16 protein-coding genes are annotated in these 12,617 nt (G+C 71.4%); 6 read left to right on the plus strand and 10 right to left on the minus strand.

Annotated features, from left to right (window positions below; all coding sequences use genetic code 11):
* The first annotated feature begins 96 nt into the window (after nucleotides 1–96).
* The gene (locus ACZ6TD_RS31205) at nucleotides 97–807 is read left to right on the plus strand and encodes a TerB family tellurite resistance protein (RefSeq protein WP_044575485.1); all 711 of its coding nucleotides are present in this window, start codon (nucleotides 97–99) and stop codon (nucleotides 805–807) included.
* Between the two features lie 117 nt (nucleotides 808–924).
* Here ACZ6TD_RS31205 and ACZ6TD_RS31210 read toward each other — a convergent pair whose 3' ends face one another.
* Together ACZ6TD_RS31210 and ACZ6TD_RS31215 are read right to left on the minus strand one after the other, a co-directional pair.
* Entirely contained in the window at nucleotides 925–1,086 is a 162-nt protein-coding gene (locus tag ACZ6TD_RS31210; protein ID WP_471343461.1) for a YegP family protein, read from the minus strand.
* Between the two features lie 40 nt (nucleotides 1,087–1,126).
* Complete coding sequence (locus ACZ6TD_RS31215; RefSeq protein WP_471343462.1) at nucleotides 1,127–1,771, minus strand: GNAT family N-acetyltransferase; 645 nt, start codon at nucleotides 1,769–1,771, stop codon at nucleotides 1,127–1,129.
* A 101-nt stretch (nucleotides 1,772–1,872) separates the two neighbouring features.
* Here ACZ6TD_RS31215 and ACZ6TD_RS31220 point away from each other — a divergent pair, with 101 nt between their 5' ends.
* From ACZ6TD_RS31220 to ACZ6TD_RS31230, 3 genes are all read left to right on the plus strand, one after another.
* Nucleotides 1,873–2,082 (plus strand): helix-turn-helix domain-containing protein, encoded by a 210-nt coding sequence (locus tag ACZ6TD_RS31220; RefSeq protein ID WP_137977916.1) that lies wholly within the window; start codon nucleotides 1,873–1,875, stop codon nucleotides 2,080–2,082.
* A 1-nt stretch (nucleotide 2,083) separates the two neighbouring features.
* Entirely contained in the window at nucleotides 2,084–2,749 is a 666-nt protein-coding gene (locus ACZ6TD_RS31225) for a Clp protease N-terminal domain-containing protein (protein ID WP_471343463.1), read from the plus strand.
* 72 nt (nucleotides 2,750–2,821) lie between these two features.
* Nucleotides 2,822–3,367: a GNAT family N-acetyltransferase gene (locus ACZ6TD_RS31230; RefSeq protein WP_471343466.1), complete on the plus strand. Its 546-nt coding sequence runs from the start codon at nucleotides 2,822–2,824 to the stop codon at nucleotides 3,365–3,367.
* Between the two features lie 18 nt (nucleotides 3,368–3,385).
* On the opposite strand, the gene ACZ6TD_RS31235 is transcribed toward ACZ6TD_RS31230, so the two are convergent.
* From ACZ6TD_RS31235 to ACZ6TD_RS31265, 7 genes are all read right to left on the minus strand, one after another.
* Nucleotides 3,386–3,634, minus strand: coding sequence for a hypothetical protein (locus ACZ6TD_RS31235; RefSeq protein WP_471343469.1), 249 nt, complete (start codon nucleotides 3,632–3,634; stop codon nucleotides 3,386–3,388).
* 11 nt (nucleotides 3,635–3,645) lie between these two features.
* Nucleotides 3,646–4,995: a S8 family peptidase gene (locus tag ACZ6TD_RS31240; protein WP_471343470.1), complete on the minus strand. Its 1,350-nt coding sequence runs from the start codon at nucleotides 4,993–4,995 to the stop codon at nucleotides 3,646–3,648.
* Nucleotides 4,996–5,133: 138 nt separating this feature from the next.
* Nucleotides 5,134–5,985, minus strand: coding sequence for an NmrA/HSCARG family protein (locus ACZ6TD_RS31245; RefSeq protein ID WP_471343472.1), 852 nt, complete (start codon nucleotides 5,983–5,985; stop codon nucleotides 5,134–5,136).
* A 143-nt stretch (nucleotides 5,986–6,128) separates the two neighbouring features.
* Complete coding sequence (locus ACZ6TD_RS31250) at nucleotides 6,129–6,815, minus strand: DJ-1/PfpI family protein (protein ID WP_471343473.1); 687 nt, start codon at nucleotides 6,813–6,815, stop codon at nucleotides 6,129–6,131.
* A 209-nt stretch (nucleotides 6,816–7,024) separates the two neighbouring features.
* Nucleotides 7,025–7,498 carry a carboxymuconolactone decarboxylase family protein gene (locus tag ACZ6TD_RS31255; protein WP_471343475.1) on the minus strand — a complete coding sequence of 158 codons (474 nt, stop codon included), beginning with the start codon at nucleotides 7,496–7,498 and terminating at the stop codon, nucleotides 7,025–7,027.
* A gap of 198 nt (nucleotides 7,499–7,696) precedes the next feature.
* On the minus strand, nucleotides 7,697–7,846 hold the full coding sequence (locus ACZ6TD_RS31260) for a hypothetical protein (RefSeq protein ID WP_471343477.1): 150 nt from the start codon (nucleotides 7,844–7,846) through the stop codon (nucleotides 7,697–7,699).
* A gap of 1,117 nt (nucleotides 7,847–8,963) precedes the next feature.
* The gene (locus ACZ6TD_RS31265; RefSeq protein ID WP_471343478.1) at nucleotides 8,964–9,614 is read right to left on the minus strand and encodes a CGNR zinc finger domain-containing protein; all 651 of its coding nucleotides are present in this window, start codon (nucleotides 9,612–9,614) and stop codon (nucleotides 8,964–8,966) included.
* Nucleotides 9,615–9,722: 108 nt separating this feature from the next.
* Here ACZ6TD_RS31265 and ACZ6TD_RS31270 point away from each other — a divergent pair, with 108 nt between their 5' ends.
* Complete coding sequence (locus tag ACZ6TD_RS31270) at nucleotides 9,723–10,418, plus strand: haloacid dehalogenase type II (protein ID WP_471343479.1); 696 nt, start codon at nucleotides 9,723–9,725, stop codon at nucleotides 10,416–10,418.
* Nucleotides 10,419–10,428: 10 nt separating this feature from the next.
* Here the strand turns inward: ACZ6TD_RS31270 and ACZ6TD_RS31275 are convergent, their stop codons facing one another.
* Nucleotides 10,429–10,998, minus strand: a complete 570-nt coding sequence (locus ACZ6TD_RS31275; protein ID WP_471343481.1) for a TetR/AcrR family transcriptional regulator — start codon at nucleotides 10,996–10,998, stop codon at nucleotides 10,429–10,431.
* 93 nt (nucleotides 10,999–11,091) lie between these two features.
* Between ACZ6TD_RS31275 and ACZ6TD_RS31280 the strand changes: the two genes are divergently transcribed.
* A complete protein-coding gene (locus ACZ6TD_RS31280) occupies nucleotides 11,092–12,558 on the plus strand; it encodes an MDR family MFS transporter (RefSeq protein WP_471343482.1) in 1,467 nt (488 codons plus the stop codon).
* The last annotated feature ends 59 nt before the right edge of the window (nucleotides 12,559–12,617 follow it).

Raw genomic sequence — 12,617 nt, forward strand, 5'->3', positions numbered from 1 at the left:
CCTGTTGTCTCCGTTCGGGGTACTGACGTCACATCATGGATGTGGCTAGCATCACGTCAACGCGGCAACGTGGCCGAAGCGTTATGGAGGTGTGACGTGGTGCACCGGCGAGCCCGCCGTGACCGGGACCTGTGTGTGGTAGGCGTACGCACTCTGTGGCGGACCGTCGGCGATGGTGAGTTCTTCTGCCCCGAGTGCGGAGGTGACCGCAACTACCGCCGCCGTACCGGTCGCCGCCGCATCGTGGTGCTCGGCCTGCCGGTGCTGCCGCGCGGACCGGTCGCGCCCATCGTGGAATGCGCGGCCTGCGGCAGCCGCTACGGCACGGAGGTGCTCGACCACCCCACCACGACCCGCTTCTCCGCGATGCTGCGCGACGCGGTGCACACCGTGGCCCTCGCGGTCCTCGCCGCGGGCGGCACCGAGGCGACGGCGGTCCGGCAGGTCGCGGTCGGCGCGGTGCGCGCCGCCGGGTTCGCCGACTGCAGCGAGGAGCAGCTGCTCGCGCTCATCGAGGCCCTCGCCGCCGACACCGGGCGGCTCCCGGGCGCGTGCGGCGAGCGGGACGGCCTGGACCCGTGCGGTACGGCGCTGGCCATCGAGCTGCACGAGGCCCTGGAGCCGCTGGCCCCGCACCTGGCCCCCACCGGCCGGGAGGCCATCCTCCTCCAGGGCGCCCGGATCGCCGTGGCCGACGGCCCGTACCGCCCGGCCGAGCGCGCGGTCCTGGAAACGGTCGGCCGGGCGCTGATGATCTGCCCGGACGACACGGCCCGTCTCCTGGCGGCCACAAGGGCAGCGTTCTGAACCGGCGGTCGGCCAAGATCATGCCGGCCGGCCAAGACCCATGCCAGCCGCATCATGGGCAGGCAGGGCGCCCGCGGCGCGCCCAACTGGTCATCGCGGCCTGCGAATCCGGCCCGGTCATCCCGACTTCTCGGTCGGGATCTCCTTGACCTCGGCCGTCGGGGCGTTCTTCTTCACGGATTCGATGCCCTTGCGTGCGGCGGACCGTGACTCATAGGCTCCGCCGGCCGCGATGATCTCGCCGTTGCCCGCCTTCAGGCGGGTGGTGCGGCCTCGCACCCTCGCGTCAGGGCAGGCGTCGGGGAGCGCCTCAGGGGCGTCAGGGAGCGCCGAACAGGGCGCGGCACGGTTCCAGGCCGGCGATCTCGACCGGGGTGGCGCGGTGCTCCTCCCAGGCCGCGCGGTCCAGCCGCAGCCGCTGCAGGGTGCGGGCCTCGCCCCGTACGGCGAGCACGGACAGCCCGTCGGGGCGGTAGCCGAGCCGCCGGGACACCCCCAGCGAGCGGCCGTTCTCCACCATCGCGCCCGAGATCAGCGACAGCGCGCCCAGCCCCTCGAACGCCAGGTGCACCACCGCCGCCCGCATCTCCGTGCCCAGGCCCTTGCCCTGGTGGGCGGTGCCCAGCCAGGAGCCGGTCTCGGCCTCCCGCGTGACGGCGAACTCGGTCGCGAACAGGTCCTGCCGCCCGATCACCGCCCCCTCGTGCAGCACCGCGAAGCTCAGCGTCCACTGCTCCGGCCGCCATTCGGCGATCGTGCGCAGCACATGCTGGAAGGCGCTCTGTCCGCGCTCCTCCGGGGGCGCGTCGGTCCACGGGACGCCGAAGGGCATCTCGTCCGGGTCGTGCACCCCGCCCGCCGCGACTGCGGCCAGCTCGTCGAGCAGGGCGATGTCGGGAAGCCGCAGCTCCAGGCGTGGCGTACGCAGGCGAAGCCCGTACAGGGGCCAGTAATGGGGGTCCATGACGGGAGGCTGCCGGAGGCGTGGCCGTCGCGTCGAACCAATTACGAGCCGAATCGTCAACTCATGTTGACAGGGATGAAGCGTCAACCTACATTGACAACATGACCGAAGCAACGGATCTCGCCGAGCGTGCGGGCGACCGGGACCCCCGGATCGGGCTGCGTGCCGTCGCCGCGCTGCGCCGGCTGTTGGAGCAGTTGGAGTCCGTGCAGGTGCGCAGCGCCCGCGCGCAGGGCTGGTCATGGCAGGAGATCGCCGCCGAACTGGGCGTCAGCAGGCAGGCGGTCCACAAGAAGCACGGGAGGCGTTGAGATGTTCGAGAGGTTCACCGCTGACGCCCGCGAGGTGGTACGCGGCGCCGTCGGCCATGCGGAGGAGACCGGCGCCGACACGGTCGGTGAGGCCGAGCTGCTCCTCGCGCTCCTGGACCGTACCGGCGGCGACCGTCCGGGCGGCAACCGTAAGGGCGGCGACTGTAAGGGCGGCGACCGCCCAGGCAGTGACCGTAAGGCCAGTGGCCGTACGAACAGCCCCGCAGCCGAGGTCCTCACCGCCCTCGGCGCGCACGGCCGCCGTGCCTCCATCGAGCGGTCGCTGGCCGAGGTCCGTCGGCGCGGGGGCCTCACCGGCGCCGATGCGGAGGCGCTGGCCGGGCTCGGGATCGATGTGGACGAGATCGTCGCACGGGTGGAGGAGTCCCATGGCGTGGGTGCCCTCGCCACCGCCGGATCCACCCCCGCACGCGCTCCCCGCCGCGGCAGGCGTCTCGTGCGCCGCCCGTTCTCCCGGGAGGCCAAGTCGGTGCTGGAGCGCTCGCTGCGGATCGCCCTCGCCCGCGGCGACAAGCACATCGGCGATGAGCATCTGCTGCTCTCCCTCACCGCCCGCCCCGGTGTCGCCGCGCATGTGCTGGCCGACCACGGCGTGACGTACGTCCAGGTCGAACGGGCCCTCACCGCCCGCGCCGCGAACGGCTGACCCGGCCCCCGTCCCGCGCGCGGGCGCGCAATTCGTTTGCCGTCGCGCGGCATCCGGACGCATCCTGACCCGATGCTGATCCGACGAGAGACCCGCTCCGACATCGACGCCGTACGGGCGGTCACCTCGGCCGCGTTCGCGAAGTCGGACACCACCTCGGACACCTTGAACAGCTCGAACCCCCCACCTCCGATCGAGGCCATGCTGCTGGACGAGCTCCGGACCAGCGACGGCTGGTTGCCCGCGCTGTCGTTCGTCGCCACCGGCGACCGCGGCGAGGTGATCGGCCACATCGTGTGCACCCGCGGCCATGTCGGCCCCGACCTGGCCCTCGGCCTCGGCCCGCTCAGCGTGCACCCCGCCCATCAGGGCCGTGGCGTGGGCCTCGCACTCGTCCACGCGGTGCTCGGCGCCGCGGACGCGTTCGGCGAATCGCTGGTCGCCCTGCTGGGCAGCCCCGCCTACTACGGCCGGTTCGGCTTCCGCCCGGCGACCGAGTACGGCATCGCGGCCCCGGATCCGGCCTGGGGCGAGTACTTCCAGGTCCGGACCCTGACCGCCTATCAGCCGACCGTCAACGGGCCCTTCAGGTACGCCGAGCCGTTCGACCGCGTCTGACCGAGCGGAAGCCGAGGCTCACCGCAGCGGCGCGTCGGGCGGTGGCAGCCGGACGATCCGCTCCCGGTCCACCGACTCCACGCCGTCCACCGCCTCCAGCACCGGGATCCGGTCCTCCGCGATCGTCCCGGACAGCGAGCCGAGGATCGGCTGCTCACCGGTGACCGTCAGCCCGACCCGGCGCGCGGCCTCCACCACCTGGGCGAACCGGTCCGGGTCGACCGAGAGGATGACCCCGACCGGCCCGGACCGTGCCGTCTGCCCCATGGCGCCCCCGCTCACGGGGCCTGGAGCAGACCCGCGCCGATGTCCGCGGCCGGTTGCGCCAGCGGACGGGCGCCGGACAGCAGACGGGTGCTCAGGTCGGCCGCCGAGGCGTCCGGATGCGCCTGGGCCAGCAGCGTGACCACACCGGCGGCATGCGGCGTCGCCATGCTGGTGCCGCTCATCGTCTGGTACGTCCCGTCGGGCGCGGCCGAGAAGATGTCGACCCCGGGCGCGGCGATGTTGACCTCCCCGCCCGCGCCGTTGATGGCGCCGCAGGAGAAGAACGCGGTCCCCAGGTCCTTGCCGAGCGCCGCCACCGCCAGGATGGACGGGCAGTTGGCGGGCCGTCCCACCGGCGCCACGAAGCCGGGCCGCCGGCTCTCGTTGCCCGCCGCGGCCACGATCACGGTGCCGCGCCGCAGCGCGCGCCGCGCCACGTTCTCGTACGTCTGCGGGAACAGCTCGCCCGGCTCCACCGGGGCCCCGAGCGACATGGAGATCACCCGGGCGCCCTGGGCGACCGCCCAGGCCATCCCCGCCAGGATCTCGCCGTCGGAGCCCACGCCCTGGTCGCTGAGCACCTTGCCGACCAGCACCCGGGCCTCACCGGCCACGCCGTACCGCGGTGCGTGCTCGGGCTCGGCCGGACCGGCCACGGTGCCGACGCAGTGGGTGCCGTGGCCATGGCCGTCCTCGACGCTCGCCCCGGCCACGAAGGAGGCCGTCGCCTCGACGCATCCGGTCAGATCCGGGTGGTCGGTGTCCACCCCGGTGTCGAGCACGGCGACCTTCACCCCGCTGCCCGTCAGATGCGACCAGTTGGCGCGGATCCCCTGGAGTCCCCAGGTGGTGTTCTGCTCGTCCCACGCCGGTCCCAGCGAGGTGGCGAGCTCGGCCCGGGTGTGCCGGGACACCTCGTCATCGTCGCTGCGGTACGTCGGGAAGAAGCCGGTCAGCGTGCGCTGCGGCTCCGTGATCACCGACGCGTACACCACGCGTTCCGGCTCCGTCGCGATGATCGTCGGCTCCGCCTCCGCCGTGGTGACCAGCGCATGGCGCTGGTCCGGCCGCACATCGACGACGGCGACACCGAGTTCGTCGAAGACCACCGACACATCGGGGCGCCTCAGCAGCTCCGCCGCTCCGGGCTCGGCCCCGCGGACGCGCTCCACGGACGAGATCCCCACGGACGAGCGCAGCGCCTCCATACCGCGGTCGGGCTCCTGCTGATCGAGCAGGACCACATACCGCCCGGTGTACTCGGTCTGCTGTGCCCCCAGCGGTATGCCGGCCCGCTGCCGCGGCCGCTCCCCGTTCGGCCCCTTACCCATGGGCCCCACGGGCCCAGGTCCGTTCGTCATTGCCTTTCTCCGCTCCTGTGCGCGGTCAGTGTGCTCCCCGGGATGTTTCACCCACCCCCACAGTCCCCCGAGCCCCCACGCCCCCCTTATGCCCACCGTCACCCCCCGCGTGGGGGCCCGCAACTCGGGCGCGCCCGCTCAGCCGCGCGGCCGTGGCCACTCCTGCTCGGCGGCCCAGGCCGCGAAGGAGGTCCAGGCGATGCCGGGGAAGTCGGCGCGCAGTTGAGGCAGGTCCACGTCGTAGCCGGTCTCCGCCAGGAAGGTGAACATGGCCCCCATGTCCGCGCTCGCCTTCCGGACCGTGTCCAGCGGCACATGGCGGTACTCCACCGGGCCACCGGCCGCCGAGGCGAGCGCCTCGGCCATCTGCCGGGGCGTGGGCGCGTCGCCCGCGACCTCCACCCGTCGCCCGATCCACCGCCCGGGGTCGGCGATCACGGCGGCCACCACCGCGCCCAGGTCGCGCAGGGCCACCTGCTGGAGCGGTGTGTCACCGGGGATCGCGAGCGGCAGCACGCCCTGGGCGACGTCGTCCCGGCTGCCCAGGGCGTTCTCGTAGAAGTACGTCGGCGCGACCACGGTCGACGGCAGACCCGCCGCCTCCAGGTTCCGCTCGATGGCCGCCTTGCTGTCGAAGTGGGGGATACCGGTGGAGCGGTCCGCCGAGGCCACCGAGGCGAGCACCAGATGCGCCGGCGCGGCCCGGCGGGCGGCCTCGATGATCGCCTGCCCCTGCCGCACCTCGGCGTCCGTGCCCGACTCGAACGGCGTCGTCACCGCGAACGCCGCCGACGAGCCGTCGAGGGCCGCCGTCAGCGACGCGGCGTCGCTCAGGTCGCCGACCACCACGTCCACCCCCTGCTGGGCGAGTCGGCGTGCCCTGGGCTCCTCGCGGTCACGGACCACGGCCCGGACGCTGTGGCCCGACGCCAGCAACGCCCGTGTCACCGCGCCGCCCTGGCCACCGGTGGCTCCCAGCACTGTGATCATGAGTACTCCGTAGAACAGCCGAGACCGACGGCGTCGGAACGCCGTGGGGCGCGCTCAGCCCCGCCCATGGTCGTACAGGATCGGTCGGCGATCCGGAGACGCGCCGGTCGGCGGCGACGCGGCGCACAGCGAGGTGAGGCCCGTCACGCGCTCAGCGCGGCGCGCCGCTCCAGTACCCGCGAGACGGTGCGGGCGATGCTCTCGTCGATGCCTTCACCGAAGGTGGCCTCGGCGAACTCGGCGAACCGGGCGACCACGTCGGCCCCGGCGCCCTCGGGGGAACCGGCGTCGAAGGGCGGCCGCGGGTTGTACTCCATGGCCAACTGGGAGAGTTTCGCGACGTCCTCGCCGAGGACGCGCGCCACGAGGGTGAGCCCGAAGTCGATACCCGCGGTCACACCGCCGCCGGTGACCCTGTTCCGGTCGACGCACACGCGCTCGCTCGACACCTCGACGCCGAACCGCGCAAGCTGATCCCGCGTGGCCCAGTGCGTCGCCGCCCGGTAGCCGTCGAGCAGACCCGCCGCGGCGAGCACGAGTGAGCCGGTGCAGACCGAGGTGATGTACGAGGCCGTACGCCCGTGGTCCGCGAGGAACTCGACCTTGGCGCGGTCGAGCAGCACCTCGTCGACGCGTCCACCGGGGACGAACAGGATGTCCAGGTCGGCGGGGCAGCTCTCGAGGGTGACGGTCGGCAGGACGGCCAGCCCGGTGTCGGACACCACTGGGTCCAGTGAGTCCGACACCAGGTGGACCCGCATGCCCGCACTGGCGAAGGCCAGGTGCGGACCGACGAAGTCGAGCGTGGTGTGACCCCCGTACAGCACCATGCCGACTTCCATCGGACGTGCGGCGTCCGTTCCCCGACCGTTCCCCCGCGTCGTTTCGCGTGCCAACTCGAGCCTCCGTGGTGTGCCTGCCGAACGCGTGGAAATCACGCTTTTTCGGCAGGCTAGACACCGGTCACGGCATCAACCATGAGCGTTTCCGCCGACCCTCCACGGATTCTCGCCAGCGCCTCGCGGGAGGACGCCGGGCCTCACCCGAACTGGCCGGGCTGGTAGTCGCCGGCGGGCTGCTGGACGATGACGTTCAGCCGGTTGTAGGTGTTGATGACGGCGATGAGGGAGACCAGGGCGGCGAGCTGCTCCTCGTCGTAGTACTTGGCGGCGTTCGCCCACGCCTCGTCCGTGACACCACCGGCCGCGTCGGCGATGCGGGTGCCCTGCTCCGCCAGCTCCAGGGCGGCGCGCTCGGCGTCGGTGAACACCGTGGCCTCCCGCCAGACCGCGACCAGGTTCAGGCGCGTCGAGGTCTCCCCGGCCTTCGCGGCGTCCTTGGTGTGCATGTCGGTGCAGAGGCCGCAGCCGTTGATCTGGCTGGCACGGATCTTCACCAGCTCCTGCGTCGCGGCCGGCAGCGCCGAGTCGCTGATCACCTTGCCCGCGGAGTTGAGGTGCTTCAGGAACGTGCCGAGGAGCGGGTTGCCGAAGAGGTTCAAGCGAGCGTCCATGATGGGCTCTCCTATGCGGTTGCCGTGGTTACACCTCCCTGACGGAACGGCTCGGAGAGATGTGACACGGCCGAATGTGACCTGCGTCTCTCCTGCGCGGGGCGTACGCACGGGACCAGCCGCCGTCCCCGGGCCCCGGGGGCGGCGGCTGGCCGGCCTCGCTGAGGGCCCGACGAGGCCCCTGACGAGGACCCCGGCCTAGTGCGTCAGCGTGTACCAGGCGGTGCTGCCCACCGTGATGCACACGGCCCAGGCCCACCGCAGCGCTTTGGGGGAGACGCGGACGGAGAAGGTCACGTGCTCGTCGAGGTTGACCTCGAGGTGTCGCCGGCGCTTGCGTTCGGCCATACGGATTCTCCCTAGATTTCGTGGCCCGCGGTCATGTGCCGGGGCCTGTCTGGTGAGGGGCTGACGGGGTGTCCGGCTCCAACTGCCAGGAAGGGGGGAACACCACGTCGGAACGTACGCCTGCCCGCGGACAGGTGTCGTGTAGTTAACGCAGCCACGTCGCTCGACGCAACTAAACCCGCACTAACCACTGACAAAGCGTCAGCCGTCGGCTGTCGGAGGGTGACACTACAATTCCCCTCCGCTTCAGGGACATTGATCCGCATAGCTCTCATCGCCGACCATAGCGGCCATACTTACCGGCGGGTATTCCGCAACTTTGCGATAGGGAGCGCATGTAAATGCACTTAACGCGCCAGTTGGCCCCGCGTTCGGTATGGCCAACGCCACATTCCAGGTGGTGATGAAACACCCCAAGGGCCACTTGGCTCGCATGTTCGGCGCGTCTTCGCGAAGGCGTCATGTCCGGCATGGGGTGCGGCGACGCTCAGCAGGAGTTTTTGGTCATCCGGTGTCAGCTAATTGCCACTCAAATTGGCGGCCGCCCGCTGCCCGGCTAAGTGATTGCCCGAGCGACCTATCCATAGCGGATGCAACGAGATGATCGCGAGTGCAAATCACGTGCCGATGGTGCGGATGGTGCGCGTGGGTGGTGAGTAATGACGGTGTTGGCCGGAAACCGCCGCCCCTCCCTTCCTGGCAGTTGGAGCAGGGGCGGCGGCCCTCACCAGACGTGGAGAACCACGCCCGCTTACTTTGTCGTTGACCCCACGGATGTGCGGGCAGCGTCGCTGTTCCGGCCTCCGCCCAGTCAACGACTGGACCGAGGATAGTGTTTTTCTGTGGGGTTCGGATGCACTACAAGGGGTGAATATGTGTTATTCGCAACACTGTTCTGGCCGTTCAGAAGAATGAAAAACCTCGACTCCGGACCCGATCTCTCAGCGCGTTCTGATAGCGGAACCACTGATCCCGCCAGCACATCGTGGTGCCGCATGATGGGCATGTGGCCGGTTTTCGTCACCTTCTATTAGGGCGGCCGAATTGCCGACGGCCGCCCGGTTCCCCTCCCCGCCCCTTCCCTGCCCGGTTGACGGGAAGGGGTGGGGAGGGGAACTCAGCGGCCGGCCTGTTCGGAGCCGGTGGGCCGGTCGTGCGTCGTGGCTTGGCGGGCTTGGCCGGCTTGGCGGGCGCGGTGGTTGGCGACGTTGACGCGGTTGCCGCACAGTCCGGGCATGCAGTAGCGGCGGCTGCCGGGCCGGGTGGTGTCGATGAACGCTCCCCGGCAGGTGGGCGCGGTGCACGGGCGGAACCGCCGCTCGCCGAGGGTGTGGACGACCCCGAGGATGCCCATGCCGCAGATCAGTGCGAGGGCGTCGGCGATGGTCGCCCCGTCCCGGAGCGGGACGGCCCACCGCATGCGGCCCTCGTGTGCGGGGTCGGGAACCAGGGTGGCGCCCCGGGCGGACGAGGTGAGCCCGGTGGCACCGGCGATGAGGCGGTCGCGGTCGGGGTGATCGATCAGGTCCCGCACGGCGGTCCGCAGCGCGTGCACCGCATGGAGGTCGGCTGGGCGTCCGCGACGGGCGAGTTCGGTCAGCGTGCCCGGAGCGTCGGCGTCGCTTCCGGGCCGGTCGCCGTGCTGCTCGGCGAACGCGACGAGGGCGGCCGGATCGGGCAGGCGGTCGTCGCCGCGCCAGACCTCGGCGGTGGTGTTGACCAGCTCGGTCGCGATCCCCGCCGCCCAGACGTAATCGTCCAACGCCACTTGCATCGTTGACGCACCCCTCGCTACGTTCGGCTAAACGTAATTTTAACCCTTACATGCCATGCCGACCACCGGCTTCCGCCCCCGCTCCGTCAGGAGACCCCGCCCATGTCAGAGCTGGAGATCGACGCCATCGTCTTCGACGTCCTCGGCACGCTCGTCGACGAACCCACCGGCCTCCGCGCCGGTATCCGTGAACTCGCCCCGGCGCTCGACGATTCCGGGGTCGAGCGGCTGTTGTCGCTGTGGCAGCGGCACATCGACCGCGAGCAGCGCCGCATCCTCGACGGCGCCCGGCCCTACGTCACCACCGAACTCCTCGACCAGGAAGCCGCCCGGCTCGTCGCCGACGCCGCCGGAGTCGACGACCCGACCGCCGTGGCGACGCTGGCCCTCTCCGGCCGCCGGCTCCCGCCGTGGTCCGACACGGTGGCGGGGCTGGCCCGGCTCGCCGGGCGGTTCCCGCTGATCGGGCTCTCCAACGCGAGCCGGACGGCGCTGCTGGAACTCAACGCCCACGCCGGACTGCGCTGGCACCAGGCCCTGTCCGCCGAGGACGCCCGCGCCTACAAGCCGGACCCGGCGGTCTACGAGCTGGCCGTCACGGTCTCCGGGGGGCCGCCGGAGCGGCTGCTGATGGTCGCCGCCCACGCCTGGGACCTGCGCGGTGCGCAGGCCCTCGGTCTGCGCACCGCCTACGTCGCCCGCCCCGTCGGCGACCCGCCCGCCCCCTCGGACCGGTTCGACCTGTACGCCGACGGCCTGGCCGACCTGGCCGGCCAACTGGTCTCCGAAGAGGGCTGACCTGCTTCGCCTAGCGCACCAGGGGGAGGAAGACCGTGTCCACGATCTCTTCGAGGGTGTGGTCGGGCACGGGGGCGAAGGTCGTGAGGATTTCCTGGCGCAGCAGGTCGAAGGGGAGCGACTTGATGCGTTCGGTGAGGCGTTCCGGTGTGATCTCGCCACGGTCGACGGCGCGGTCGAAGAGTGCGTCGAGGGCTTCCGCGCGTCCCGTCGCGAGGGGGTCGCGCAGGTCGCCGGGGCTGTTTCCGGTCTCCTGGTGGTAGTCGGCCAGGCGCATGCTCATGATGGTGATGAACTGGACACGGGTGGAGTTGATCTCCCGCATGAGGGTGAGGATGTCCTCCCGCAGGCTCCCCGTGTCGGGAACGTCGAGGCGGGACTCCTTCAGGGTGTGGACGATGGCCGCCCGGACGAGGTCCTCGCGTTTGGACCAGCGGCGATAGAGAACGGGCGGGCTGGTGCCCGCGCGCTTGACGACGGCGTCCATGGTGAACCTGGCGTAGCCGGTGTCCGTGAGTTCTTCCCAGGCCGCGTCGAGGAGCGCCTTCTCCAGTGCCGCTCCGCGGCGTCGCTCGGGCATGCGTCCCTCCCTTAGATAGACTTGCCTTTCTTATCCTAGCGCCTTACTCTGACCGCCATAAGATAGACCTCTATATCTTAAAGGTGGCCGTTCATGAGCACTCCCCACCGGTCCGACCCCGCATCCGCGGCGACGGGCCCCGATCGTGTGGATCCCGCCGTGTGGCGCATGGCGATCACCCTCATCGTGGGCGCCCTCGCCGTCGTCTTCGACACCACCATCGTCAGCGTCGCGCTCAACGACCTGGCGAAGGAACTCGACGCCCCGCTGTCCACCATCCAGTGGGTGAGCACCGGCTACCTATTGGCGGTGTTCGTCACCATCCCACTCGCCGGATGGGCCCAGTCACGGCTCGGCGGCCGGCATCTGTGGATCGCGGCCCTGGGCGTGTTCCTGCTCGGATCGGTCCTGAGCGCGCTGGCGTGGGACGCGCCCAGCCTCATCGCCTTCCGCGTCGTCCAGGGCATCGCGGGCGGCATCATGATGCCGCTCATGGCCACGCTGCTCATGCAGGCCGCCCAGGGCCGCGACATCGGCAAGGTCATGGCCATCATCACCGTGCCCACCGCACTCGGCCCGATCCTCGGCCCGGTCCTGGGCGGCCTCATCCTGCATCTGGCCGACTGGCGCTGGCTGTTCTTCGTCAACGTCCCCTTCTGCGTCGTCGGCTGCTGGCTCGCCCGGCGCGATCTGCCCGACGACCGACCCGCACCCGACCGCCCCCGCGCCCGCCTGGACACCGTCGGCCTGCTCCTGCTCTGTCCGGGCTTCGCCGCCCTCGTCCATGGCCTCTCCCAGGTCGAGGGCAGCGCGGGCTTCGCCGACGCCAAGGTCCTCATCCCGCTGATCGGCGGACTCGCCCTGGTCGGGGGCTTCACCGCCTGGGCGCTGACCCGCACCACCGGCGCCCTGGTCAATGTGCGGCTGTTCCGCCACCGCGCGGTGGCCTCCTCCTCCACCCTGCTCCTCCTGGGCGGCATCTCGCTGTACGGGTCGATGATGCTGCTGCCCCTGTACTTCCAGCAGGTCCGCGGCGAGGACGCCCTCGGCGCCGGACTGCTGCTCATCCCGCAGGGTGTCGGCGCGCTCCTGGCACGCGGCCTGGCGGGCGCGTACACCGATCGCATCGGCCCCCGCGGGGTCGCCTTCGCCGCATTCGCTTTCGTCGCCGCGGCCACCGTGCCGTTCGCCTTCGTCACCGCCGACACCAGCGAGGCCCTGCTCATGGCCGCGTTGTTCGTCCGCGGCATCGCTTTGGGCGCCGCCATGATCGCGCCCATGGGCGCCGCGTACGTCGGTCTTGAGCACGGGGAGATCCCCGACGCCAGCATCATCACCCGCGTCGCCCAGCAGCTCGGCGGCGCGGTGGGCATCGCCGTCCTCGCCGTCATCCTCCAGCACAGCACCGGCGACGCCCGCACCCCGGGCGCTCTGGCCGACGGCTTCGGCACCGCCTTCTGGTGGTCGGTGGCCCTCACCGCCGTCGCCGTCCCGCTGTGCCTGCTCCTGCCCAGCCTCCCCGAACAGGCGGCCCCCGACGACGCCGATGCGGTCGGGTGACCGTGTCGCCTCCTTCCCCCTGCTCACACCCGTGTTAGCCGGCCGTTAGCGGGGCGGCA

Source organism: Streptomyces yongxingensis, assembly GCF_055597465.1.